This window comes from Escherichia sp. UTM R2, assembly GCF_048593455.1.
Lineage (GTDB): Bacteria > Pseudomonadota > Gammaproteobacteria > Enterobacterales > Enterobacteriaceae > Escherichia > Escherichia coli.
Window position 1 is genome coordinate 2185930 of the sequence record NZ_JBFWDY010000002.1, and the last position, 26168, is coordinate 2212097.

Sequence of the window (26168 nt, forward strand, 5' to 3'; positions counted from 1 at the left end):
CGTAGTGTCAGGCAGAGGTAAATTGCGGGATGTTATGCCATAACGGCCAGCTAAACGAGAAGCGAGCACCACCCAGTTCGCTGGTGTCACAATTAACCGTACCGCCCATTGCCAGTGCTATAGAGTGGACAATTGCCAGCCCCAGCCCGCAGCCGCCGGTTGAGCGATCCCGGCTGGGATCGAGGCGAACAAAAGGTTCAAAGATATGTTCGCGGTTTTCTGGGGCAATCCCTGGGCCATCATCCTCAACAATTAATGTCGCTCTATTCCCCGACAGTAGCAGGCTGGTTTCAACCGTTGAATGGCAGTACCGCAGGGCGTTATTGAGCAAATTATCCAGCACGCGCTCCATTAAGCGCATATCCAACGCCGCATAATGGCCTTGCGCGAGCGTTTTAATCCGTACCGTTTTATCGGACGTTACTGCCTGAATGTCTGCCAGATGCGTTGACAGCCACAACGGCAGGTCTGGTTCGCTAAGATGAAGCTCGTTTTGTGGGCGATCGAGTCGGGCATAAGTCAGCAGCTCTTCAATTAAAGCTTCAAGTTGACTGATATCACGATTCAACGCCTGGGATTCGGCGGCGCTCAGGTTATCGCTCATCTCCAGTCGATAACGCAGGCGCACTAACGGTGTTCGCAGTTCGTGAGCGATACCGTCAATAAGCTGTTTTTTGCTGGCAATCAAGGCGTTGATATTGTCCGCCATCTGGTTAAATGCGATACCAAGTCGTTCAAAGCTCGAACCCTCATCAAAGTGGATACGCTCATTGAGATGCCCATCGCCAAATCGTTGCGCCGCTGCTTCCAGTTTTAACATATCCTGCCAGTGCGGACGCATCCAGATAAACACCGGAAAGGCGAGGGAAATAGCAATAAAAGCGATCAGGGCGATATCCAGCAATCGCATCTGATGGAGATAATAAAGATAAGGAACAGGACCAACTGCCAGCACGTAGTGGCTGCGCGGGATACGCTGCAAAAACGTGTACTGATCGTCCAGGGCGACAATTTCGCCGCCACGCAGTCGGTGCATGGAAATATCATCAAGATGGTATTTACTCAATGGCTCGACACGCAGATCGAAAGAGAGATTTAAATCCATCTCTTTCAGCGTCTTACCCCAGTCGTGTGGGGGGATCTCACGCAATTCGCTGCGCATCAGATACAGCGAACTGTTCATCAAATCATCCAGCGACTGTTTGCCCGCGCGTTCGGCGGTAAATTTGTACACCAACCCAACCAGCAGAGACATCACAAGGAAGCAGACAAACAATAACAGGTAAAACTGGATAAACAGTTTTTTCATCGCTTATTCCCATGCATGAGGCGCAAAAAGATAGCCTTTGTTACGCACAGTTTTAATGCGATAAGGTTCTGCGGCGTTATCGAGCAGTTTTTTTCTTAACCGCGAAATAGCCACGTCCACGCTACGATCCAGTCCGTCATAACTGACGCCGCGTAAATTTTTCAGCAATGCATCGCGGTCCATGATTTGCCCGGCATGGGTAGCTAATTCCCACAATAATTCGAAATCAGCTGTCGAGAGCGAGATTTCAGTGTTAGCCAGGGTGACTACGCGGTTGATGGGATCGATGGTCAACGTGCCGAAATGCAGGGCTTTGTAGGGAGTCAGAGACGTTTCCTGAAGACCTTTGCTCAGTGTGGCTTGCTCATTCTGACGCAAATGCAAACGTAAACGCGCTAGCAAAACAGCAGGGGGCGTCGTTTTGAGAATATAGTCGCAGGCACCCATTTCCAGTGCCAGGATGTGGTTCATATCGCTATCGAGAGAGGTTAGAAGAACAATCGGTCCAGACCACTTTGCGCGTAAATCACGACAAATGGTCATGCCGTCCTTGCCTGGTAGCATGATGTCGAGTAACACCAAATCCGGATTTTCTCGCAAAATGGTTTCTTCGGCCTGGTCGCCGCGCGGCTCTACGGTAACCTGCATATCATGTTTTGCCAGGTACGCGGCAATCAGTGAACCGACTTCCGCATCATCTTCCACAAATACGATAGTGTTCATAACATTCACGGTAGATATAAAAACGTCACAATACACCGCGCTGTTTTTACTTACTATCAATCGTTTCTAAACAAGTTTTCATCAGGTATTCTACTGATGACTTGTTATGGAAGTGTTAAGGTAAAAAAATGGGGCTGGTAATCAAAGCCGCGCTCGGTGCGCTGGTAGTGCTGTTGATTGGTGTTTTAGCAAAAACGAAAAATTATTATATCGCCGGGCTGATTCCACTTTTCCCGACCTTTGCGCTTATCGCGCATTATATTGTTGCCAGCGAACGCGGCATTGAAGCCTTACGCGCAACCATCATTTTTAGTATGTGGTCGATTATTCCCTATTTTGTTTACCTGGTGTCGCTGTGGTATTTCACCGGAATGATGCGCTTGCCCGCCGCTTTTGTTGGTTCTGTTGCGTGTTGGGGGATAAGCGCATGGGTGTTGATTATATGCTGGATAAAGCTGCATTAACGCAGATGACGACCGCCATCAAGTGGGAAACTGCGTCCGGTGACAAAGCAACTGGTAAGTAAGTAATCGACCAGGTCGATCACTTCTTTCTCGCCAGGCGCGGTTTTCATCAGTGATTTATTCAGCGCCTGTTGTCGATATTCGGCATCATCATGTTCATTAAACAGGATCAGCGATGGCGCAATAGAATTCACTTTCACTTCCGGTGCCAGCTTGCGGGCAAACGAGCGGGTCATATTATCCAGTGCCGCTTTGCTTGCAGCATACGCAACATGTTTGTCGCTACCGCGCTCCACCACATAATCGGTAAAGTGAATGATATCGCTGGCGGCGTGTCCGTGCCCACGCAGTAATCTTTCCAGCGCATGGTTGAGCAGGTATGGGGTATTAACGTGGATCTGCATCATGCAAGCCAGTACGTCGGCCAGTGGTGTACCTGGTTTTTCCGCCATCCACGCACTGGCGTTATGCAAAATAGCACGCAGACCATGGGTGCTTTTTAGTACTTCATCGGCAAACGCCATCACACCGTCGTTGGTCGAAAAATCAGCCTGAATACACTGCGCACCTGCCTTAATCAGTCCATCAATGGCTGGATAGTGCGTCCGATAGCTGACAATCACCGGTTGCTTTTGATTAATGAAATGCCAGGCGAGGGCGAGGCCGATGCGACGACCTCCGCCAGTAATTAATATTGGCAAGGGCTGGGCTTTACCCATCGTTATCTCCTTTGCTATCCAACGATGGGATGAACGTTATCCCACCAGCATCCAGGTCGCCGGAACTGAGGCAATTAACAGCATGCCAATCAGCACCATTTCCTGACGGTTCAGTACATTATCATGTGTATGCGTTTTGCGCGCATACAGGAAAACCAGCAGCCCCGGCGCATACAGAACAACGGATAACAGCAAGTGCATTGGACCAGAGGCATACAATAACCATAAGCCATAAATGCAGGCACCGACACCTACCGCTTTATGCAGTGGACGGGTTGCGATTTTCAGCAAGAACGCGCCGACCAGGAAATAGGGCACCAGAATCATTTCTGAGGCGATGGTCAGCAACGTGTTGTAATCGGAACCGGTCAGCCAGATGAGTACCAGACAAATTTGCACGCAGATGTTGGTCAACCACAGCGAGGCGGATGGCGCAGCTTGTGCGTTCTGGCGCGCAAAAATGCGTGGGAATGCTTTATGAGTGGCAGCCAGGAACGGAACTTCTGCCGCCATGATGGTCCAGCTTAAGTACGCGCCGCAAACGGAAACGATCAAACCGGCAGCGATGATGATTTCGCCCCATGGTCCCATCATTTCCACCATCAGACCGGCCATTGACGGGTTACGAATTTCAGCCAGTTCAGGACGTGCCACCACGCCCAGCGAAAGCAGCGTTACCAGCAAGTAAACGCCCAGAGCGGAGAGAACCGCCAGCAGTGTCGCTTTGCCAACATCACGTTTATTACGCGCACGCGCAGAAACAACCACGGCACCTTCCACACCAATGAAAACCCACAGGGTGATCAGCATGGTGTTTTTCACCTGTTCCCACACGGGTACGCCAAGTGCAAGTCCGGTGAAGTCGAGCTTGAAGGTATCCAGTTTGAACATCATCATCGCCAGCACAACAAACAGACCCAGCGGCAACAATTTTGCCAGTGTCGCCACCAGGTTAATGCTGGCAGCGGTTTGCACCCCGCGCAGGATCAAAAAGTGAACAATCCACAATAAAGCCGATGCACCGACTATCGATTGCCAGGTATTACCATCGCCGAACAGGCGCAATTCCGGCGTGTCCGTAAAAAAGCTTAACGCGGAAAAAACGATCACCAGATAGGAGACGTTGGCGATGACTGCGCACAGCCAGTATCCCCATGCGGAACAAAAGCCGATTAGCTCGCCAAACCCTTCGCGGGCATAGGTAAAGATACCGCCGTCAAGTTCGGGACGAATGCGCGTGAGGATCAGCATGGCAAAGGCCAGCAATAAAATGCCAGCGCCAGTAATACCCCAGCCGATGAGCAGTGCTGCCGGGCTGGCAACTGCCGCCATATTTTGCGGCAGACTGAAAACACCCGCGCCCAGCATTGAGCTTAATACCAGCGCGGTGAGTGCGCTCAGTCCCAGTTTCTTTTCCATCGATATCCAGTGATTAAAACGTGATAAGAAGAATAAATATTAGGGCAAAACGCATAAAAATGGAGTTTGCCACTGAAGCGCGGGATTTTACGAAGAGATGTGTCTGCATGCAATGGTCGCGGGGAAATTTGTGACTAAAAATGCGAAAGGCGGCATCAAGCCGCCTTATAGGAGTAACTGAATAGTTATTTATACAGATCTGCGCTGACGGTCAGGTTATTACCACGTTCCTGCCACTGGCGGGTGATGTGGTAATACTTAGCACCTTTCTTCGCGGCACGTTTCGCAACCTGATAGGAGACTTCGGTCATGTTGCCGTAGTTGCCAGAGAATTTGATGCTGTCGAACGGGACCATCATCGCTGCTGTCGCTTTGTTCAGTTCTTCGACTTTAGTGCCGTCAGGAAGCGTGACAGTGTAACGTCCGCCTTTTGATGACTGGGTTTCAAAGAAACGACCGACTTCAGAACTTGGTGATGCGGTAGACGCAACACCTGGGATCTCAACTTTCTTCGCGGCTTCGCCACCGGCAGCCAGAGCTGCACGTCCTGCTTCGGAATCTGCCGGGATCACATCCGGGCTCTGGACGATACGTTTCTTAGCATCTTTTTTATAGATGAATGCAGTAATACGCTGGTTGCCGCCCTGGTTGGCATCGATTTGACGAACAATGTAGAAAGAGTAGGCACCTTTCGCTTTTGCTGCTTTGGTGATGGCATCATTGACTTCTGGCTGGCTACGATAGAAGCCCTGGACGGTGACCGTGTCAAACGGTTCAATCAGAACAGCCTGATCTTTCGGCAGTTCGACAACACCGTTAATTACGCGATTACTTGTTTCTTCTGCTTTTTCAGCATCGGCTTTATAGAGGTCAGCGACCACACGCCAGTTACCGCTGTTACCAAAATCAGAAGTGTCGACAACATAAAAAGAGGCGGCACCTTCTTTATCTGCGCGACGAGAAACGGCTTTCACCGCTTCGCCAATAGCATTAAAACGACCGGTAACCACTACACGGTCAAAAGGTTTAACCGCTGCCGCTTGCTCCGGTGTCAGTTCTGTTGCTGCGTTAACGGAGAATGCCGTAGCAGAAAGCAGTGCCGACGCCAGGAGGGTGTTCTTAAGCTTCATAAAAATAATCCTTCGCCTTGCGCAAACCAGGTACTGGTATTGTTATTAACGAGAAACGTGGCTGATTATTGCATTTAAACGGTGTAACTGTCTGCGTCATTTTTCATATCACATTCCTTAAGCCAATTTTAATCCTGCTCAAATGACCGTCTATGCTTAAAAAACAGCCGTATCAGCATCATTACTACTGAAGCAACTGAATTGTATAAGTTAATTTAATGTTAAGTAGTGATTCGTGCCGGGGCGATGTCTCGTTTTACCCGACCGTCGAAGACAATTATCAGTCTTTATCCGGCGTTCTAAGGTGTTTATCCCACTATCACGGCTGAATCGTTAATATTTTGCGAGTTCACGCCGAAATACTGATTTTTGGCGCTAGATCACAGGCATAATTTTCAGTACGTTATAGGGCGTTTGTTACTAATTTATTTTAACGGAGTAACATTTAGCTCGTACATGAGCGGCTTGTGTGGCTCCTGACACAGGCAAACCATCATCAATAAAACCGATGGAAGGGAATATCATGCGAATTGGCATACCAAGAGAACGGTTAACCAATGAAACCCGTGTTGCAGCAACGCCAAAAACAGTGGAACAGCTGCTGAAACTGGGTTTTACCGTCGCGGTAGAGAGCGGCGCGGGTCAACTGGCAAGTTTTGACGATAAAGCGTTTGTGCAAGCGGGCGCTGAAATTGTAGAAGGGAATAGCGTCTGGCAGTCAGAGATCATTCTGAAGGTCAATGCGCCGTTAGATGATGAAATTGCGTTACTGAATCCAGGGACAACGCTGGTGAGTTTTATCTGGCCTGCGCAGAATCCGGAATTAATGCAAAAACTTGCGGAACGTAACGTGACCGTGATGGCGATGGATTCTGTGCCGCGTATCTCACGCGCACAATCGCTGGACGCACTAAGCTCGATGGCGAACATCGCCGGTTATCGCGCCATTGTTGAAGCGGCACATGAATTTGGGCGCTTCTTTACCGGGCAAATTACTGCGGCCGGGAAAGTGCCACCGGCAAAAGTGATGGTGATTGGTGCGGGTGTTGCAGGTCTGGCCGCCATTGGCGCAGCAAACAGTCTCGGCGCGATTGTGCGTGCATTCGACACCCGTCCGGAAGTGAAAGAACAAGTTCAAAGTATGGGCGCGGAATTCCTCGAGCTGGATTTTAAAGAGGAAGCGGGCAGCGGCGATGGCTATGCCAAAGTGATGTCGGACGCGTTCATTAAAGCGGAAATGGAACTCTTTGCCGCCCAGGCAAAAGAGGTCGATATCATTGTCACCACCGCGCTTATTCCAGGCAAACCAGCGCCGAAGCTAATTACCCGTGAAATGGTTGACTCCATGAAGGCGGGCAGTGTGATTGTCGACCTGGCAGCCCAAAACGGTGGCAACTGTGAATACACCGTGCCGGGTGAAATCTTCACTACGGAAAATGGTGTCAAAGTGATTGGTTATACCGATCTTCCGGGCCGTCTGCCGACGCAATCCTCACAGCTTTACGGTACTAACCTCGTTAATCTGCTGAAACTGTTGTGCAAAGAGAAAGACGGCAATATCACTGTTGATTTTGATGATGTGGTGATTCGCGGCGTGACCGTGATCCGTGCGGGCGAAATTACCTGGCCGGCACCGCCGATTCAGGTATCAGCTCAGCCGCAGGCGGCACAAAAAGCGGCACCGGAAGTGAAAACTGAGGAAAAATGTGCCTGCTCACCGTGGCGTAAATACGCGTTGATGGCGCTGGCAATCATCCTTTTCGGTTGGCTGGCAAGCGTTGCGCCGAAAGAGTTTCTTGGGCACTTCACCGTTTTCGCGCTGGCCTGCGTTGTCGGTTATTACGTGGTGTGGAATGTATCGCACGCGCTGCATACACCGTTGATGTCGGTCACCAACGCGATTTCAGGGATTATTGTTGTCGGAGCACTGTTGCAGATTGGCCAGGGCGGCTGGGTTAGCTTCCTTAGTTTTATCGCGGTGCTTATAGCCAGCATTAATATTTTCGGTGGCTTCACCGTGACTCAGCGCATGCTGAAAATGTTCCGCAAAAATTAAGGGGTAACATATGTCTGGAGGATTAGTTACAGCTGCATACATTGTTGCCGCGATCCTGTTTATCTTCAGTCTGGCCGGTCTTTCGAAACATGAAACGTCTCGCCAGGGTAACAACTTCGGTATCGCCGGGATGGCGATTGCGTTAATCGCAACCATTTTTGGACCGGATACGGGTAATGTTGGCTGGATCTTGCTGGCGATGGTCATTGGTGGGGCAATTGGTATCCGTCTGGCGAAGAAAGTTGAAATGACCGAAATGCCAGAACTGGTGGCGATCCTGCATAGCTTCGTGGGTCTGGCGGCAGTGCTGGTTGGCTTTAACAGCTATCTGCATCATGACGCGGGAATGGCACCGATTCTGGTCAATATTCACCTGACGGAAGTGTTCCTCGGTATCTTCATCGGGGCGGTAACGTTCACGGGTTCGGTGGTGGCGTTCGGCAAACTGTGTGGCAAGATTTCGTCTAAACCATTGATGCTGCCAAACCGTCACAAAATGAACCTGGCGGCTCTGGTCGTTTCCTTCCTGCTGCTGATTGTATTTGTTCGCACGGACAGCGTCGGCCTGCAAGTGCTGGCATTGCTGATAATGACCGCAATTGCGCTGGTATTCGGCTGGCATTTAGTCGCCTCCATCGGTGGTGCAGATATGCCAGTGGTGGTGTCGATGCTGAACTCGTACTCCGGCTGGGCGGCTGCGGCTGCGGGCTTTATGCTCAGCAACGACCTGCTGATTGTGACCGGTGCGCTGGTCGGTTCTTCGGGCGCTATCCTTTCTTACATTATGTGTAAGGCGATGAACCGTTCCTTTATCAGCGTTATTGCGGGTGGTTTCGGCACCGACGGCTCTTCTACTGGCGATGATCAGGAAGTGGGCGAGCACCGCGAAATCACCGCAGAAGAGACAGCGGAACTGCTGAAAAACTCCCATTCAGTGATCATTACTCCGGGGTACGGCATGGCAGTCGCGCAGGCGCAATATCCTGTCGCTGAAATTACCGAGAAACTGCGCGCTCGTGGTATCAACGTGCGTTTCGGTATCCACCCGGTTGCGGGGCGTTTGCCTGGACATATGAACGTATTGCTGGCTGAAGCAAAAGTACCGTATGACATCGTGCTGGAAATGGACGAGATCAACGATGACTTTGCTGATACCGATACCGTACTGGTGATTGGTGCTAACGATACGGTTAACCCGGCGGCGCAGGATGATCCGAAGAGTCCGATTGCTGGTATGCCTGTGCTGGAAGTGTGGAAAGCGCAGAACGTGATTGTCTTTAAACGTTCGATGAACACTGGCTATGCTGGTGTGCAAAACCCGCTGTTCTTCAAGGAAAACACCCACATGCTGTTTGGTGACGCCAAAGCCAGCGTGGATGCAATCCTGAAAGCTCTGTAACCCTGACGGCCTCTGCGGAGGCCGTCACTCTTTATTGAGATCGCTTAACAGAACGGCGATGCTTTGACCTCCCGCTGTTTGTTCAAGCGCAATTTTGACAATAATTGTTAACGGCACGGAAAGCAGCATACCCACCGGTCCTAACAACCATCCCCAAAAAATCAACGACAAAAATACCACCAATGTGGAAAGCCCCAGCCCACGTCCCATGATGCGCGGCTCCAGAATATTGCCGAAGACCAGATTAATCAGCAGATATCCCGCCAGCACCAGCAACGCTTCGTAGAAGCCATTAAACACCAGTACCTGAGCGATAGGGGGGATTGCCGCGAGAACTGAACCAATATTAGGGATGTAATTAAGCGCAAAGGCCAGCAATCCCCAGACAAAAGCGAAGCGAACATCGAGTGCGGCGAGCATCGCCCAGGCGACCAGGCCGGTGATGATGCTGATGGCTGTTTTCAGCACCAGATAATGAGAAACACTGTCAATTGCACGTTGAATCGCCGCCATCCCTTCAACCGGACGCGCCATCATTTGCTGAAATTTTCCGGGCAATTGTGGCACTTCGAGCAGCATAAACAGCACCGTCAGCAGCAATAAAAATATTGATGACATGGCATTAGATAACTGCGTCAATAAGTTGGTGAGCAACGTCATCGCCGCGTTCGGATCAATGTAATGCGCCAGCTGGTCAACTGAGACGTCAATCCCTACGCGTTGCAACAACGGCTCAAGAGCTTGCAGCGGCGTCATAATAGAGTTGCGATATTGCGGTAACGTCCGCGTCAACTCGTTGAGCGCGGAACCCAGATAAGCTAATAGCAACACCATCGCCATCACGATGATGGTCATCAAAATCGACACCGCCAGTACACGCGGCACTCGCCAGCGGACCATGTGTTGCACCAGCGGGTTAAGAATAACAGCAATAAATAATGCGAGAATAAACGGCACGATGATCTCGGCGGCAAAACGGATACCGCAGAGAATAATGACCAGCATTCCCAACATAATGACGATTTTTAGGCCATTGAGCGTGATGATCGGCTTTGCCATGCTTGTCCCCGTTTTTTCTTCCTTTGCTAATAATAATGTCTTTTTCGCTCCGTCATCATAACGAAAATCAAACCGCTCAGGTAAAGAAGTGAAAATATTTTGAGTTAATTCTTAAGCTATGATACAAATCAGGCGTGTTCAACTACCGAGGACAATTATCATCCGCGATGACGAGAAGCAACACTGCGGATAATTGTAATATTATGGACAATTTGTTCAGGACGTTATTTTCTAAATTTACCCATCTTCGTACCTCATCCACTATCTTGCTCGTAGGTGAGCAGCACTGGCGCAACGCGCTTTAGTCCTTTCTTCTGCCAAAGCTTGCGCTATGCGCGGGGCTTGACCACTTTACTTTGGTTTCGCTGAATTAAGCGAAAATTAAAATAATTCTCTTGCAGGAGAAGGACAATGTATATTTATTGGATTTTATTAGGTCTGGCTATTGCTACAGAAATTACCGGTACGCTGTCAATGAAATGGGCGAGCGTCAGTGAGGGACATGGCGGCTTTATTTTAATGCTGGTGATGATTTCTCTGTCGTATATATTTCTCTCTTTCGCCGTTAAAAAAATCGCCTTAGGCGTAGCTTATGCGTTGTGGGAAGGTATCGGTATTTTATTTATTACCTTGTTTAGCGTTTTGTTATTCGACGAAAGTTTATCGCTGATGAAAATTGCCGGGTTAACCACCCTGGTCGCCGGGATTGTGTTGATAAAATCAGGTACCCGTAAAGCGCGTAAACCTGAACTGGAGGTGAACCATGGCGCAGTTTGAATGGGTTCACGCCGCCTGGCTGGCATTGGCAATCGTGCTGGAAATTGTTGCTAACGTCTTTTTGAAATTTTCTGACGGCTTTCGTCGCAAAATATTTGGCTTGCTCTCCCTGGCGGCGGTGCTGGCTGCCTTTAGTGCGCTTTCTCAGGCCGTTAAAGGGATCGACTTGTCTGTCGCTTATGCATTGTGGGGCGGGTTTGGTATTGCCGCCACGTTAGCCGCAGGTTGGATCTTGTTTGGTCAACGGTTAAATCGTAAAGGCTGGATTGGCCTGGTCTTGCTGTTGGCTGGAATGATCATGGTGAAACTTGCCTGATGAACACGCTGCCCGCGCTGTCGGGCAGCGTTTGAACATTATTTTTGCGACAGTTGATCCAGCTTGTCGCGAAAACCAGTAACAGAAATGGCCCGGTTATCGGCGCGCCAGCGATCTTTCGCGGCAGGAGCCGAACTTTGCACCCCAATTAATTGCCAGCCGTCATCGGTATGCAACATCAGAGGCGAACCGCTGTCACCCGGCAAGGTATCGCACTGATGTGACATCACCGACGTTTGCGCCCAGCCAGTCACTTCACAGTTTTGATGACTGTACAACGTATCGAGATGATCTTCAGGGTATCCCGCCTGAGTCACTTTACGACCTGCCGCTTTTAATGCGGCGGTAAGCGCGGCTTTATCTCCCTCAAATAACGGCAACGGCGTAATGCCAGAAGGGGGATTACGTAGCACAATCAATCCGAAGTCCCACGGCGCGGCTGCGGGAGGTACAATCCAACCATCCCCATCTGCTTTTAACCGCTTTCCCAGTGTCGGATCAACGCGGCCTTCTATGTCGTGGATGTCATAGCGCCAAAGACCTTTATTTGACACAAAACGCAGCGCCACTGCTTTATCGGCTTTACCCTTTGGAGGTGTCAATAAACAGTGTCCTGCCGTTAATGCCAGATTGGGTGCAATCAGCGTCGCCGTACATAAATTGCCGCTGGCCGTTTCCAGTTGCCCAACCGCATCCCACGGTGATTGGGTCGTGTCATTCACTGGCACACGATCATCATGACCAAAAAACAGGGTGCTGACCTCATCGTTTACCGATTTGGCAACGTCTGGTTTATCGGCAAACACAAAAGCAGACGTCAAACTAATTGCACCCAACACTACAGCAATGGTTGTACGCATATCACACTCTGGTGAGTAATTATGATTATTAAAAGCAAACCCTCATAAATACTATAGACGGGACGGGATGAAAGTGGGAGTAAAATCAGATAACTACAGTCAGGAAAGATAAAAACGGGTGGCAATCAGTGCGCATAAAATAAGGATGATAAGAATGAACTCAAAGCGATAACGGCCCACCATACTACCCTCCGCTAAAGGCGGTGCTAAACGTTATCCGCTTAGCACCGTAATTTTCAGGCGCGAGGGGGCGCGCCAGCATTACTGTTGAAAACTTACGCTGCGGGTTGTGCAGCAGGTTTTGCCGGTTGCTGATGGCTGTGTTTCCTGGCGTGTTTCTTCGCTGCCTGCGCTTTTTGTTCAGGGGCTTTCTGTTCAGCTTTCGCATTTTTATGATGCTTTTTAGCCGCCTGCGCTTTCTGGGCAGGTGCTGCTTTATGCTGTTTTTTATGATGTGTAGTTTTCGCCGGCGCTGCTTTGGTGGTCGTCGCAGTCGGAGCAGGTGTGGTCGCAGTCTCTGCAGCAAAGGCGGCAGAAGACAGACCCATAGCAGCGGCAACAACCAGAGCTAATACTTTTTTCATTGTCATACCCTCAATTTGTTTTTTCATTTAACCCCACTGCGGGGCCGTTGAAATAACTATATTCCTGGGAATGGCAGACTTCCGTGAGTGGTTGGTTTCAGCGTGTAACGATATGTACAAACGCTGAATAAATTACAGCGTTGATAATAACGTATTGTGACTTAAGGGAAATTTAGCTACCAATAATAGTAGTCTTGATCGGGTTAACTATTTTACTACTTACAAAGCGGTAGAATAACTGCGCATCAGTAATAAATGACACACAGCAAAATGAATCCGTTTATTTGGGTACTTATAATCCTGATGACGCTAGATGCGCTGCGGGAATTGGCTGGCGCTTCGTCTATTTTAGGATGGCTATTAACGTTGGTTTGAGCAGGCAATAAGTCCGGATGGGTATTTACCGCAGTCCGGACTTATTTTTCAGGCGTGCAGACGACGATGCAAACGCGTCCCGACCAGCAGAGCAATGACCAGCATCAGAGCAATAAATGCGCCGACGCCGTTCCAGCCATAGTTATGCCAGAAAACACCACCCAGCGTCCCGGCAATACTCGACCCCAGATAGTAACTGAACAGATACAGCGAGGAGGCCTGGCCTTTAGCGCGTTTTGCGCGGGGGCCGATCCAGCTGCTGGCAACTGAGTGGGCTGCGAAGAATCCTGCTGAGAAGAGTAACATTCCGGCAAAGATCAGCCACAGCGAGCTGAATAAGGTCATCAGTAAACCAAACAGCATAACCCCCGTCGAAAACAACATCACTGGACCACGCCCATAGCGGGTGGTCATGGTTCCGGCTTTGGGTGAGCTCCATGTACCGGTCAAATAAGCCAGCGATAATAAGCCAACCACAGCCTGACTGACATGCCAGGGGGAGAGCATCAACCGATAGCCGATATAATTAAACAGCGTGACGAACGACCCCATCAGCAAAAAGCCTTCTGCGAACAATAACGGTAATCCCCGGTCACGCCAGTGCAGACGAAAGTTGATAAATAACGTCTTAGGGCGCAGCGAAGTCGGGCGAAAATGGCGTGATTCCGGGAGGATTTTCCAGAACATCAACGCCGAGGCCAGCGCGAAACAACCGATTGCCGCCAGAGCAATTCGCCAGTTGAAAAAGTCCGTGAAGACACCGCTAATTAAGCGTCCGCTCATGCCGCCAATTGAGTTGCCGCTGATATACAACCCCATCGAAAAGGCCACGAAACTGGGGTGGATTTCCTCGCTAAGATAAGTCATGCCAACAGCTGCCACGCCACTTAACGAAAGCCCAATCAAGGCGCGCATAATCAAAATGCCGTGCCAGCTGGTCATCATTGTCGAAAGTAACGTACAAATGGAGGCCAACAGTAGCGCCGTGACCATCACTGGTTTGCGACCAATGGCATCGGATAGCGGGCCAGTAAATAGCAAACCGATAGCCAACATCGCCGTGGAAATGGACAGTGAAATACTACTGTTCGCGGGCGTTAAGCCAAACTCCTGCGAAAGCACCGGAAGGATAGGCTGCACACAATAGAGAAGTGCGAAGGTTGCCAGTCCGGCAGAGAACAGCGCCAGGGTGACGCGCATAAATTGCGGCGTACCGCGTTTAATAAATTGATTTGGCTGAGAAATGCTTTGCTTGTCAGTGTCGCTTGCCGGAGCGCCATCAACAGTTGTAGTACGGCTCACTTGAAATCCTTGCTAAATATGCCTGTGGATCAGGCTTATACATAGGGTAGGAAAATCGAATTATTCTGTCTAATATATTAATAATCTCAAATAAGATTTTTTAAATATGAATATTGAACTTCGTCATCTGCGTTACTTTGTTGCTGTTGCGGAAGAGCTGCATTTCGGGCGCGCCGCTGCCCGCCTGAATATTTCGCAACCGCCGCTAAGTCAGCAGATTCAGGCGCTGGAGCAACAAATTGGTGCCCGACTGCTGGCACGAACCAATCGCAGTGTATTGCTGACGGCAGCAGGAAAACAGTTTCTTGCAGATAGTCGGCAAATCCTGTCTATGGTGGATGACGCTGCCGCTCGCGCTGAAAGATTGCATCAGGGTGAAGCGGGGGAGTTGCGCATTGGTTTTACTTCGTCGGCTCCTTTTATTCGGGCGGTGTCCGATACGTTATCGCTGTTTCGCCGAGATTATCCCGATGTCCATTTACAAACCCGCGAAATGAACACTCGCGAGCAAATCGCTCCGCTCATTGAAGGAACGCTGGATATGGGATTGCTGCGTAACACAGCGTTACCGGAGACGCTCGAACACGCAGTCATCGTCCATGAACCGCTTATGGCGATGATCCCGCACGATCATCTCCTGGCAAATAACCCGAATGTAACGCTGGCTGAACTGGCGAAAGAACCCTTTGTCTTTTTTGATCCGCACGTCGGGACAGGGCTGTATGACGATATTCTCGGGCTGATGCGACGTTACCATTTGACGCCCGTCATCACTCAGGAGGTGGGCGAGGCAATGACCATCATCGGTCTGGTTTCCGCCGGTCTGGGTGTTTCAATTTTGCCTGCGTCATTTAAACGTGTTCAGCTCAACGAAATGCGCTGGGTGCCGATTGCTGAAGAGGATGCGGTTTCTGAAATGTGGTTGGTCTGGCCGAAACATCATGAACAAAGTCCAGCTGCGCGTAACTTTCGTATTCATCTGCTGAATGCTCTCAGGTGAGGGAAATTTCAGCGAAAAAGCCCGAAAAATGTGCTGTTAATCACATGCCTAAGTAAAAATTTGACGACACGTATTGAAGTGCTTCACCATAGCCTACAGATTATTTCGGAGCGCGAAAATATAGGGAGTATGCGGTGGTTGCTGAAAACCAGCCTGGGCACATTGATCAAATAAAGCAGACCAACGCGGGCGCGGTTTATCGCCTGATTGATCAGCTTGGTCCAGTCTCGCGTATCGATCTTTCCCGTCTGGCGCAGCTGGCTCCTGCCAGTATCACTAAAATTGTCCGTGAGATGCTCGAAGCACACCTGGTGCAAGAGCTGGAAATCAAAGAAGCGGGGAACCGTGGCCGTCCGGCGGTGGGGCTGGTGGTTGAAACTGAAGCCTGGCACTATCTTTCTCTGCGCATTAGTCGCGGGGAGATTTTCCTTGCTCTGCGCGATCTGAGCAGCAAACTGGTGGTGGAAGAGTCGCAGGAACTGGCGTTAAAAGATGACTCGCCATTGCTGGATCGTATCATTTCCCATATCGATCAGTTTTTTATCCGCCACCAGAAAAAACTTGAGCGTCTAACTTCGATTGCCATAACCCTGCCGGGAATTATTGATACGGAAAATGGCATTGTACATCGCATGCCATTCTACGAGGATGTAAAAGAGATGCCGCTCGGCGAGGCGCTGGAGCAGCATACCGGCGTTCCGGTTTATATTCAGCATGATATCAGCGCATGGACGATGGCAGAGGCCTTGTTTGGTGCCTCACGCGGGGCGCGCGATGTGATTCAGGTGGTTATCGATCACAACGTGGGGGCGGGCGTCATTACCGATGGTCATCTGCTACACGCAGGCAGCAGTAGTCTCGTGGAAATAGGCCACACACAGGTCGACCCGTATGGGAAACGCTGTTATTGCGGGAATCACGGCTGCCTCGAAACCATCGCCAGCGTGGACAGTATTCTTGAGCTGGCACAGCTGCGTCTTAATCAATCCATGAGCTCGATGTTACATGGACAACCGTTAACCGTGGACTCATTGTGTCAGGCGGCATTGCGCGGCGATCTACTGGCAAAAGACATCATTACCGGGGTGGGCGCGCATGTCGGGCGCATTCTTGCCATCATGGTGAATTTATTTAACCCACAAAAAATACTGATTGGCTCACCGTTAAGTAAAGCGGCAGATATCCTCTTCCCGGTCATCTCAGACAGCATCCGTCAGCAGGCCCTTCCTGCGTATAGTCAGCACATCAGCGTTGAGAGTACTCAGTTTTCTAACCAGGGCACGATGGCAGGCGCTGCACTGGTAAAAGACGCGATGTATAACGGTTCTTTGTTGATTCGTCTGTTGCAGGGTTAACATTTTTTAACTGTTCTACCAAAATTTGCGCTATCTCAATTTGGGCCAGGAAAGCATAACTTAGACTTTCAAGGTTAATTATTTTCCTGGTTTATATTTGTGAAGCATAACGGTGGAGTTAGTGATGCTGAAGCGTTTCTTTATTACCGGTACAGACACTTCTGTAGGGAAAACGGTGGTTTCCCGCGCATTGCTACAAGCGTTAGCCTCCCAGGGAAAAACGGTTGCGGGATATAAACCCGTAGCGAAGGGGAGCAAAGAGACACCCGAAGGGCTGCGTAATAAAGATGCCCTGGTGTTGCAGAGTGTTTCAACCATCGAACTGCCTTATGAAGCAGTTAATCCTATCGCGTTAAGCGAAGAAGAAAGTAGCGTGGCGCACAGTTGCCCAATCAATTACACCCTCATTTCAAACGGCCTGGCAAACCTGACCGAAAAAGTCGATCATGTCGTGGTAGAAGGGACTGGCGGCTGGCGCAGTCTGATGAATGATTTGCGTCCACTCTCTGAATGGGTAGTGCAGGAACAACTGCCGGTGTTGATGGTTGTCGGTATTCAGGAAGGTTGCATTAACCATGCACTGCTAACAGCTCAGGCGATCGCCAACGACGGGCTGCCGCTCATTGGCTGGGTGGCTAACCGAATCAACCCAGGACTGGCGCATTATGCGGAAATCATTGATGTGCTGGGTAAAAAACTTCCGGCACCGCTCATTGGTGAACTGCCTTATCTGCCGCGCGCCGAACAGCGTGAACTGGGGCAATACATCCGCTTAGCTATGCTGCGCAGTGTGCTGGCGGTAGATAGAGTCACGGTGTAACGTCCGCGAAATTACCGACGCAATTACGCAGGCAATCAATAAACCGGGGAGTAGCTGATACTCCCCGGTCATTTCACATATCATCAACGTCGACATAATCGGCGCGTGCGTGGTCGCCGCCAACAGTGTCGCCATCCCGGTCAATCCGAGTAAAAGTGTAATTTCTTCGCCATCAGGGAACCATAATCCCAGGCTACGACCATACAACATGCCAATGGCAAGACCGATAAATAGCGTCGGTGTAAAGACCCCACCGGGTGCGCCGGAACCGCTACTCGCCAGCACGGCACACAGTTTACAAAGGAAGATCCCGGCAATGATCATTAACAGTGGTGGGGCGGTTAAAAAGGATTGTACGGTGCTATAGCCGTTGCCCCACACTGCAGGTGTGAACAGGGAAAGCAGACCCACGATCAACCCGCCTAGTGCCAGTTGCCAGGGCGGCGCAAGTTTGAGACTCACAAATCCACGATGACAGGCGTTCATTAACGTTAACAACAGTGGTCCGCACAGACCTGCCAGCACACCTGTACTGATAATCAGCGCATAGTCACGAGCCTGAACCGTCACTGAGAGTTGTACGTTGTAGAGTAACGCGTCGCTATGATTAATCAGATTGCTAACCAGCAATGCCACGACGGCGGAAATAATCACCGGGCCGAGAGAGGCCAACATCATAGTGCCAAACAGCACTTCGGCTATAAATAAACTGCCAGCAAGCGGGGCACGATAGGCCGCAGCCATTCCCGCCGCGGCCCCACAGGCGATCCATAATTTCCACTCCTGGCGTGGCGTAAAACGTTGGGCAAAACAGGAGGCGGCAAGGGCAGCTAAAAGAATCATCGCACCTTCGCGACCAATTGCACTGCCGCTGGTTACTACCAGCAGAGAGGCAAGCGATTTAACCAGGCTTGCTGCGTAATCGAACTGTCCATCGGTTTGCAACGCTTCCATGTAATCGGTCGGCGCATGAGGGCGTTGTTGGGTAAATTTCTGCCAGCCCATCAGCAACAAACCCGCCGCCAGTCCGCCGAGCGCCGGAGTTAGCAACCGTCGCCAGGGGGAAAGGTTTGTCGCTGCATTGACCAGACTGCCGGAGTCATTATTGAGGAACAACCACTCCAGTAGCAGCATCGCATGACGAAACCCGGCAACGGCAAAGGCCGCGAGAATACCGACGACTGTTGCGATAAGCAGACGGCGGAACATAGTGCGCAGATCCGGATAGATGTGTAGATGATGCATGAGCAGAAATGGGCAATGAAACACGGGCGACTATTTTGCGGCAAAAGAGGCCAGCCGCAAAAGCAGTGCGTGCTTTAAGAGATAAAAAAACGTGACACTGTAACCTATTATTGCCGGATTGCGCGTAATCGTCACCATCCGGCAATATTACGGTGATCCTATCGAAACAGCGGTTTAACCGCGACAGGAATTAACAGTTGTGATTGCCATTGCGCCAGCGTTAAGCGAGCCAGTTCACCCAGTGCACGGTAGAAAGGGTGTTCTGCTTTTTCGATAAAAACATCAAGAAAACGTGTTGACCACGGAAAAAGGTGCCATGCCAGCAATTCTTCGCATTCTGTCTGGCGACCATTCTCCGCCAACCACGCAGCCATCAACAGCAGTGAACCAAAATGATCTTCCGGTTCGTTTTGCTTCATTTCAAACTGAATGCCTTTCTCGCGCATCCACTGACGAAGTGCCAATGTTGAATCGCCAAACAGCACAGATTCGCGATCCAGCCAGACCGACCCCCACGGCGGAGACGGCAGTGCCCACGGGCCGACAAACAAACGCTGCCAGGCCTGGGCGTGAGTCTCTTCACACTGTGTCTGAAAAGCCGTCACCAGCGGCGCTAATGACGCTTCTGGTAGAGGCCACTGAGTTTCCCAGCCGTCACTGGTGAGTACCGCAACCAGAGGTGCGGCTTCCGCACTCTCTGGAGCGTAATAAAACAGCGCGCCCAACACGCGCGCCGCGACAGAAAAATTATCTTGCTGTGAAAAATGGGTCATTCCTAACATCCTGAAATGTGCGGGTTGCCCCGCACCAATTTGTTAACCTGCAATAGCCATTCCTACTGTCATGTGCAGGCCATAAAAGAGCACACGCCCGATCATCTCACCGCCAAGTATGAGGATTAGCCCCAGAATAAGTCCGGCAACGTGAGGTTCACGGCGACGAATGAGCGGGCAAAGCCAGCATCCAAGACCTGCGCATAACAATACCACACGCCAGACCTGTAAGGAGGCGTAATCTGGTACCAGTGCGCTGGCTTGTTGCACGGATGAGTGAATAGACGCCAGAGACAAACCTTGCAGCACAATCACCCCGGCACAAGCGATCAGCGCCAGAACGCTAATGATGGCAAATGGTGTGGTATTAAATGTAACGCGAGCTGCCCGCAGAATTGCGGCAGCAAGTATTGGACCGCTCAACAATACCGTCAGGAAGAAAGCCAGCGTAGTGTAACCGTTATGCCAGGTTGGCACGGTGTCGATTTGATACACGCAGGTCATCATCCAGACGAAAATGACGCCGAGCGCCATGCTGAAAAGTAACCAGAGTTTCCCCAACGCTTGCGGCATTTTACCGATGACTGCCACCAGCCACCATAATCCGCCAACGGCAAAAAATATGGAACCGGCAGCAATCTCGTTACTCAGACCAGAAGCTCCGATTCGATTCAGCGAGTTAAACGCCCGCAGTGGCGATCCCAGGTGCATGACAGAGGCAATAAACCCGACGCCCATCAACAGCCAGAGGAAAAACATGCCACGGACAATACGCTGACGGTCTGCGTCATTTTTGGCGGCGAACCAGCCAATTCCGCTAACAATCAGCGCGCCTACTACGCATTGACCCAATACGGTAAAGATAACCAGTGGCCACTCATGCCATCCATTTCCCATTTTACACTTCCTCCGGATTAGCCAGATAACCAGTGGTATCGCCGGTCGGGCGGCTGTTGGCGTTAGGTTTGATAACGATATTGGGTTTTGTGAAATGCGCGCGCGGCAGTGGCGCGACGGCAGCAAGAGTGCCGTGCTTCTGGCGCAGCTCTTCAATTGGACCGAACTCAAGTGCACGCAGCGGGCAGGATTCGACACATATGGGTTGTTTCCCCTCGGCGACGCGCGAATAACAACCATCGCACTTCGTCATGTGCCCTTTTTCAGCATTGTACTGTGGCGCGCCGTACGGACAAGCCATGTGGCAGTAGCGGCAGCCGATACAAACATCTTCATCAACCACCACAAAGCCATCTTCACGCTTATGCATTGCGCCGCTGGGGCAGACTTTTGTACATGCGGGGTCATCGCAATGGTTACAGGAGATGGAGAGATAATAAGCGAACACGTTCTGGTGCCAGACGCCATTATCTTCCTGCCAGTCGCCGCCAGCGTATTCATAAATACGGCGGAAACTGACTTCCGGGCCAAGATCTTTAAAATCTTTGCACGCCAGTTCGCAGGTTTTACAGCCAGTACAGCGGCTGGAATCGATAAAAAATCCATATTGTGTGGTCATGGGCTACTCCTTAAACCTTTTCGATCTGGACAAGATTGCTGTGCGACGGGTTTCCCTTTGCCAGCGGTGAAGGGCGGTGAGAGGTCAGAATATTGATACTGCCGCCGTGATCGACCCGGTCACCAAACATATCCGCTTTAAGCCACGCACCTTGCCCGATGGCGGTAACGCCAGGCAGAATACGCGGAGTCACTTTTGCGGCAATCAGCATTTCTCCATTATTGTTAAATACCCGCACGGTATCGCCATGACGGATACCGCGTGCCTGAGCATCAATGGGGTTGATCCACACCTCTTGTGGGCAGGCCTGCTGTAACACATCAATATTGCCGTAGCTGGAGTGGGTACGCGCTTTGTAATGGAAGCCCGTTAACTGCAGTGGATAGGTTTTCCGCAGGGGATCGTCCCAGCCATCAAAACCTGGGGTATACGCAGGAAGGGGATGAATAATTTCATCTTTTTTCAATTCCCAGGTATCTGCAATCTTCGCCAGTCGTTCAGAATAAATTTCGATTTTCCCCGAAGGTGTTTTCAACGGGTTTGCCTGTGGATCTTCACGGAATGCGCGGAAAGCGACGTAGTGTTCTTCCGGGCATTTTTTCTTAAAGATCCCGGTCGTTTTCATCTCCTCGTAGTCGGGCATCTCAGGGTTACGTTCCTTCGTTTTCGCATGGAGATATTTGATCCATTCATGCTGACTGCGACCTTCAGTAAAGGTTTGATAAACGTCTGGTCCTAAGCGTTTGGCGACTTCACTCAGCATCCAGTAGATGGGTTTGCGTTCAAATTTTGCTGAGGTTGCGGGTTGGGCGAGGATCACATAGCCCATATTCCCTGCAGATTCATGAGAGATAAGGTCTTCTTGCTCTGTTGGCATCAGGTCGGGCAACAGGATATCGCAATACTTAGCCGAGGCCGTCATGAAGTGGTCAATGCCAACAATCATCTCGCACTTGCTGTCATCCTGAAGCACCTCATGGGTGTGATTGATGTCGCCATGTTGATTGATCAATGTGTTACTGGCGTAGCACCATAAAAACTTGATGGGGACATCCAGTTTTTCTTTTCCACGAACACCATCACGGGTCGCGGTCATTTCCGTACCATGGTCGATGGCATCTGTCCATGTAAAGACGGAAATCTGCGTTTTAACAGGATTCTCGAGCATCGGGAACCATTCTACCCCCAGATCCCAGCTACCTTCGCGTACGCCTGAGTTGCCGCCGTTTATGCCGACGTTGCCGGTGAGAACGGAAAGCATGGCAATAGCGCGGGATGTTTGCTCGCCGTTGGAATGTCGTTGTGGCCCCCAACCCTGACAAATATAAGCAGGTTTTGCTGAACCGATCTCTCGTGCCAACTGGATAATTTTTTCTGCCGGGATGCTGGTGATTTTTGCTGCCCATTCCGGCGTTTTAGCTATGCCGTCAGGCCCTTCGCCCAGAATATAGGCTTTATAATGCGCGTTACGTGGTGCGTTGGCGGGCAGCGTTTTTTCATCGTAACCAACACAATATTTGTCGAGAAATGGCTGATCGACCATGTTTTCAGTAATCAGTACCCAGGCAATCGCACAGGCCAGTGCGCCATCGGTGCCAGGGCGAATGGGCAGCCATTCATCTTCACGCCCGGCAGCAGTGTCGTTATAACGTGGATCGATGACGATCATGCGTGCGTTTGAACGTTCGCGGGCTTGCTCGACGTAGTAAGTGACACCACCGCCGCTCATCCGCGTTTCTGCCGGGTTATTTCCGAACATAACGACCAGTTTCGTATTGGCGATATCATCCGGGCTGTTGCCATCATTGGCACCGAACATATAACTCATTGCGGCACTGATCTGTGCGGTACTGTAGCTGCCATAGCGACTGAGAAAACCACCGCAAGAGTTCATCAGACGGTACGGGACGTTTGAGTTGGTGATGTTTCCGCCATCTACGCCTGTTCCGTACAGGACATGTACAGCCTCATTGCCGTAATCTTTCAGGATCCGCCGAAGATTATCACTGATGGTATCCAGGGCTTCGTCCCAACTTATCCGTTCAAATTTACCTTCACCGCGCTTGCCGACGCGCTTCATGGGATATTTCAACCTATCAGGATGATTCATCCGTCGGCGGATAGAGCGCCCGCGTAAACACGCTCGAACCTGATGATTACCGTAGACGTCGTCACCTGTCGTATCAGACTCCACCCAGTACACGGTGTCATCTTTCACATGCAAACGTAACAGACAGCGGCTCCCGCAGTTAACGGTGCAGGAACTCCAGACCGCTTTCTCTTCTACCGGAGCCTCTGCCGCCCGGACCATTTGGGAAAATGGCAGAGTGAAAGCACTGCTTGCCAGCGCAAGACTGCCAAGTGCGGAGGTTTTCATCAGACTTCTACGGCTGATTTCAGCCTTCATGAGCGCCTCAGTGGTATGGATTTTCATCATTACTCACTTATTGCTTTTCAAACAAAATGTCATGCCAGAATTTATGGTTGTCGTGGGTTATATTTTTTCGATCTCGACCAGATTAGTGTGCTGCGGGTTTCCCTTCGCCAGTGGTGAAGGGCGCAGAGTGGTTAGCGTATTCACACAGCCGCCATGGTCGATTTTATCGCCAGACATATTGGCCTCGTGCCAGGCTCCCTGGCCCATAGCGCTAACTCCAGGGAGAATACGTGGTGTTACTTTGGCTGGTAGCCGAACTTCGCCACGATGGTTAAACACCCGCACCATATCGCCGTTGGCAATCCCACGTTTCTGCGCATCTATAGGGTTGATCCACACCTCCTGACGGCAGGCAGCCTTCAGGAGATCAATATTGCCGTAGGTCGAGTGAGTACGGGATTTGTAATGGAAACCAAACAGTTGCAGTGGGAAGGTTCTACGTTCAGGGGAGTTCCAGCCTTCAAAGGTTGAGGCATAAACTGGCAATGGGCTTATCACTTCATCTTTTTCCAGTTCCCAGGTACGGGCAATTTCCGCCAGCCTGCTGGAATAAATTTCAATCTTACCGGAAGGCGTTTTAAGTGGATTTGCCTCGGGGTCGTCACGAAATGCTTTGTAGGCGACAAAATGGCCATTGGGATCTTTACGCTTATAGATACCCATTTTTTTCAGTTCGTCGTAAGACGGTAACGCCGGATCTTTGGCAAGCATTTTGGCGTACAGATGTTGTAACCATTGTTCCTGCGTGCGACCTTCTGTGAACTTTTGATAGACGTCAGATCCAAGACGTTTCGCGACTTCACTCAGGATCCAGTAAATCGGTTTGCGTTCGAATTTTTCGCTGGTGACAGGCTGGAGGAAAATGAGATATCCCATGTTACCGGCGTAGTCGTTAGGAATAATATCTTCCTGCTCAACGGTCATCAGGTCTGGCAGCAGAATGTCGGCATATTTTGCCGATGAGGTCATAAAGTTTTCGATGACCACAATCATTTCGCATTTCGATTCGTCCTGCAGAATTTCATGCGTTTTGTTGATGTCAGAATGCTGATTAACGAGGGTATTTCCCGCGTAGTTCCAGATGAACTTAATGGGCACATCCAGTTTATCTTTGCCGCGGACGCCGTCGCGGATTGCCGTCATTTGCGGACCATGATCGATAGCATCTGTCCAGCTGAAGCAGGAGATTGACGTTTTGACCGGATTATCCAGCACCGGCAGGCGTTCTATGGTAATGGTATAGGTCGATTCACGCGCGCCACTATTTCCGCCGCTGATGCCGACATTGCCCGTCAAAATAGGTAACATAGCAATAGCGCGTGCAGTCAGTTCGCCGTTTGCCTGGCGTTGTGGCCCCCAGCCCTGGCAGATATAAGCGGGTTTTGCTGTGCCAATTTCACGCGCCAGTTTGATGATACGGTCCTCCGGGATACCGGTAATTTGCGAAGCCCACTGCGGCGTTTTCGCTGTTTTATCGTCACCTTCACCAAGAATATAGGCTTTATAGTGACCATTTTTGGGTGCATCTGCGGGTAAGGTTTTTTCGTCATAGCCGACGCAGTATTTATCGAGAAAAGGTTGATCAACGAGATTTTCGTTAATCAATACCCAGGCAATACCCGCAACCAGCGCGGCATCGGTGCCCGGGCGAATAGGGAGCCATTCGTCTTCACGACCGGCAGCCGTATCGGTATATCGCGGATCGATAACAATCATTTTGGCGTTCGATTTCTCGCGCGCTTTTTCAAGAAGATAAGTGATGCCACCACCGCTCATGCGGGTTTCTGCCGGGTTGTTACCAAACATCACGACCAGCTTGCTGTTTTCAATATCCGTGGTGCTGTTGCCATCATTACTGCCGTAGGTGTAGGGCATGGCACAGGAAATTTGCGCAGTGCTGTAGGAGCCATACTGGTTGAGTGAACCGCCGTAGCAGTTCATCAGGCGTTTGACCGCCGAGGCTGATGGCGAAGAGCGGGTCATATTGCCGCCAACGATCCCCGAAGAGTACTGAATATATACAGCCTCATTGCCATATTGTTCGACGGTTTTCTTCAGGCTACTGGCGATAGTATCCAGGGCTTCATCCCAGCTAATCCGTTCGAATTTGCCTTCGCCGCGTTTGCCCACGCGTTTCATTGGGTAATTCAAGCGATCGGGATGATTAATACGCCGGCGGATGGAGCGACCGCGCAAACAGGCGCGTACCTGATGGTTGCCGTACTCATCGCTGCCGGTATTGTCAGTTTCCACCCAGGTCACTTCATTATCTTTAACATGTAGACGAAGTGCACAGCGGCTACCACAGTTGACGGAACAGGCACCCCAGACCACTTTTTCGCGGGCCTGTTGTACCGATGCTGCTGCATTGCGAAGGGTAAACGGCAAAGAAAAACCGCCTGCAGCCAGCGCCAGAGAACCTATCGCGGTAGATTTAACGAGTGTTCTGCGGCTGATGCCCACCATTCGTTCATTTTTGGACATAACTCACTCCCTGTTCTTTATCGTTATATAAAAGTTTATATATTGA

General features: G+C 50.6%; 26 protein-coding genes. 10 read left to right on the forward strand and 16 right to left on the reverse strand.

All coding sequences use genetic code 11. The annotated features are described in order from the left end of the window. Positions 1–7: 7 nt before the first annotated feature. Entirely contained in the window at positions 8–1309 is a 1302-nt protein-coding gene (gene rstB, locus AB4H76_RS11440) for a two-component system sensor histidine kinase RstB (protein WP_262936165.1), read from the reverse strand. Positions 1310–1312: 3 nt separating this feature from the next. Beyond that, entirely contained in the window at positions 1313–2032 is a 720-nt protein-coding gene (rstA, locus tag AB4H76_RS11445) for a two-component system response regulator RstA (RefSeq protein WP_001092504.1), read from the reverse strand. A 128-nt stretch (positions 2033–2160) separates the two neighbouring features. Between rstA and AB4H76_RS11450 the strand changes: the two genes are divergently transcribed. Next, on the forward strand, positions 2161–2496 hold the full coding sequence (locus AB4H76_RS11450; protein ID WP_000524868.1) for a GlpM family protein: 336 nt from the start codon (positions 2161–2163) through the stop codon (positions 2494–2496). Here the strand turns inward: AB4H76_RS11450 and folM are convergent. From folM to ydgH, 3 genes are all read right to left on the reverse strand, one after another. Continuing rightward, positions 2493–3215: a dihydromonapterin reductase gene (gene folM, locus AB4H76_RS11455; RefSeq protein WP_000513673.1), complete on the reverse strand. Its 723-nt coding sequence runs from the start codon at positions 3213–3215 to the stop codon at positions 2493–2495. The two genes, AB4H76_RS11450 and folM, sit on opposite strands and share 4 nt — an antisense overlap. Before the next feature lie 36 nt (positions 3216–3251). Then, positions 3252–4634 (reverse strand): amino acid permease, encoded by a 1383-nt coding sequence (locus tag AB4H76_RS11460; protein ID WP_000412379.1) that lies wholly within the window; start codon positions 4632–4634, stop codon positions 3252–3254. A 185-nt stretch (positions 4635–4819) separates the two neighbouring features. Next, positions 4820–5764, reverse strand: a complete 945-nt coding sequence (gene ydgH, locus AB4H76_RS11465; RefSeq protein WP_021553643.1) for a DUF1471 family protein YdgH — start codon at positions 5762–5764, stop codon at positions 4820–4822. Between the two features lie 523 nt (positions 5765–6287). Between ydgH and pntA the strand changes: the two genes are divergently transcribed. Next, complete coding sequence (pntA, locus tag AB4H76_RS11470; protein ID WP_001295398.1) at positions 6288–7820, forward strand: Re/Si-specific NAD(P)(+) transhydrogenase subunit alpha; 1533 nt, start codon at positions 6288–6290, stop codon at positions 7818–7820. Between the two features lie 10 nt (positions 7821–7830). After that, positions 7831–9219 carry a Re/Si-specific NAD(P)(+) transhydrogenase subunit beta gene (gene pntB, locus AB4H76_RS11475; RefSeq protein WP_000014036.1) on the forward strand — a complete coding sequence of 463 codons (1389 nt, stop codon included), beginning with the start codon at positions 7831–7833 and terminating at the stop codon, positions 9217–9219. Positions 9220–9243: 24 nt separating this feature from the next. Here the strand turns inward: pntB and tqsA are convergent, their stop codons facing one another. Then, entirely contained in the window at positions 9244–10278 is a 1035-nt protein-coding gene (gene tqsA / locus AB4H76_RS11480; protein ID WP_001118241.1) for an AI-2 transporter TqsA, read from the reverse strand. A gap of 134 nt (positions 10279–10412) precedes the next feature. Here tqsA and AB4H76_RS11485 point away from each other — a divergent pair, with 134 nt between their 5' ends. The 3 genes from AB4H76_RS11485 (at position 10413) to mdtI (ending at position 11371) form a co-directional block, all read left to right on the forward strand. After that, positions 10413–10583, forward strand: a complete 171-nt coding sequence (locus AB4H76_RS11485; RefSeq protein WP_001329370.1) for a hypothetical protein — start codon at positions 10413–10415, stop codon at positions 10581–10583. Between the two features lie 106 nt (positions 10584–10689). Next, positions 10690–11055: a multidrug/spermidine efflux SMR transporter subunit MdtJ gene (gene mdtJ / locus AB4H76_RS11490; protein ID WP_077492769.1), complete on the forward strand. Its 366-nt coding sequence runs from the start codon at positions 10690–10692 to the stop codon at positions 11053–11055. Then, a complete protein-coding gene (gene mdtI / locus AB4H76_RS11495; protein WP_000046661.1) occupies positions 11042–11371 on the forward strand; it encodes a multidrug/spermidine efflux SMR transporter subunit MdtI in 330 nt (109 codons plus the stop codon). The genes mdtJ and mdtI overlap by 14 nt, the downstream gene beginning before the upstream one ends. Before the next feature lie 38 nt (positions 11372–11409). Here the strand turns inward: mdtI and AB4H76_RS11500 are convergent, their stop codons facing one another. The 3 genes from AB4H76_RS11500 to asr all read right to left on the reverse strand — a co-directional run bounded on the left by AB4H76_RS11500 (position 11410) and on the right by asr (position 12815). Beyond that, positions 11410–12231 (reverse strand): trypsin-like serine peptidase, encoded by an 822-nt coding sequence (locus tag AB4H76_RS11500; RefSeq protein ID WP_077492770.1) that lies wholly within the window; start codon positions 12229–12231, stop codon positions 11410–11412. A gap of 99 nt (positions 12232–12330) precedes the next feature. Beyond that, entirely contained in the window at positions 12331–12414 is an 84-nt protein-coding gene (locus AB4H76_RS11505) for a hypothetical protein (RefSeq protein ID WP_000233092.1), read from the reverse strand. A 92-nt stretch (positions 12415–12506) separates the two neighbouring features. Continuing rightward, positions 12507–12815, reverse strand: a complete 309-nt coding sequence (gene asr, locus AB4H76_RS11510) for an acid resistance repetitive basic protein Asr (protein ID WP_001339636.1) — start codon at positions 12813–12815, stop codon at positions 12507–12509. 270 nt (positions 12816–13085) lie between these two features. Between asr and AB4H76_RS11515 the strand changes: the two genes are divergently transcribed. Continuing rightward, on the forward strand, positions 13086–13190 hold the full coding sequence (locus tag AB4H76_RS11515) for a KPN_01571 family protein (RefSeq protein WP_001351109.1): 105 nt from the start codon (positions 13086–13088) through the stop codon (positions 13188–13190). Between the two features lie 48 nt (positions 13191–13238). Here AB4H76_RS11515 and AB4H76_RS11520 read toward each other — a convergent pair whose 3' ends face one another. After that, a complete protein-coding gene (locus tag AB4H76_RS11520; protein ID WP_000091840.1) occupies positions 13239–14492 on the reverse strand; it encodes an MFS transporter in 1254 nt (417 codons plus the stop codon). A 106-nt stretch (positions 14493–14598) separates the two neighbouring features. On the opposite strand from AB4H76_RS11520, the gene AB4H76_RS11525 reads away from it, so the two are divergent. The 3 genes from AB4H76_RS11525 (at position 14599) to bioD (ending at position 17667) form a co-directional block, all read left to right on the forward strand. Further along, positions 14599–15492 carry a LysR family transcriptional regulator gene (locus tag AB4H76_RS11525; RefSeq protein ID WP_077492771.1) on the forward strand — a complete coding sequence of 298 codons (894 nt, stop codon included), beginning with the start codon at positions 14599–14601 and terminating at the stop codon, positions 15490–15492. Positions 15493–15626: 134 nt separating this feature from the next. Further along, positions 15627–16847 carry a sugar metabolism global transcriptional regulator Mlc gene (gene mlc, locus AB4H76_RS11530; protein ID WP_000225276.1) on the forward strand — a complete coding sequence of 407 codons (1221 nt, stop codon included), beginning with the start codon at positions 15627–15629 and terminating at the stop codon, positions 16845–16847. A gap of 124 nt (positions 16848–16971) precedes the next feature. Continuing rightward, positions 16972–17667 carry a dethiobiotin synthase gene (gene bioD, locus AB4H76_RS11535; RefSeq protein ID WP_000919231.1) on the forward strand — a complete coding sequence of 232 codons (696 nt, stop codon included), beginning with the start codon at positions 16972–16974 and terminating at the stop codon, positions 17665–17667. Here bioD and clcB read toward each other — a convergent pair. From clcB to ynfE, 6 genes are all read right to left on the reverse strand, one after another. Next, positions 17620–18912, reverse strand: a complete 1293-nt coding sequence (clcB, locus tag AB4H76_RS11540) for a voltage-gated ClC-type chloride channel ClcB (protein ID WP_001315626.1) — start codon at positions 18910–18912, stop codon at positions 17620–17622. The genes bioD and clcB overlap by 48 nt on opposite strands. 158 nt (positions 18913–19070) lie before the next feature. Then, positions 19071–19685, reverse strand: a complete 615-nt coding sequence (gene dmsD, locus AB4H76_RS11545) for a Tat proofreading chaperone DmsD (protein WP_000148710.1) — start codon at positions 19683–19685, stop codon at positions 19071–19073. A 42-nt stretch (positions 19686–19727) separates the two neighbouring features. Next, positions 19728–20582 (reverse strand): selenate reductase membrane anchor subunit YnfH, encoded by an 855-nt coding sequence (gene ynfH / locus AB4H76_RS11550; protein ID WP_000526503.1) that lies wholly within the window; start codon positions 20580–20582, stop codon positions 19728–19730. Between the two features lies 1 nt (position 20583). Further along, entirely contained in the window at positions 20584–21201 is a 618-nt protein-coding gene (gene ynfG, locus AB4H76_RS11555; RefSeq protein WP_000213028.1) for a DMSO reductase like molybdoenzyme iron-sulfur subunit YnfG, read from the reverse strand. Positions 21202–21211: 10 nt separating this feature from the next. Continuing rightward, positions 21212–23635, reverse strand: a complete 2424-nt coding sequence (gene ynfF, locus AB4H76_RS11560; RefSeq protein ID WP_001340362.1) for a selenate/tellurate reductase subunit YnfF — start codon at positions 23633–23635, stop codon at positions 21212–21214. 60 nt (positions 23636–23695) lie between these two features. Next, on the reverse strand, positions 23696–26122 hold the full coding sequence (gene ynfE, locus AB4H76_RS11565) for a selenate/tellurate reductase subunit YnfE (RefSeq protein ID WP_088537937.1): 2427 nt from the start codon (positions 26120–26122) through the stop codon (positions 23696–23698). Between the last annotated feature and the right edge of the window lie 46 nt (positions 26123–26168).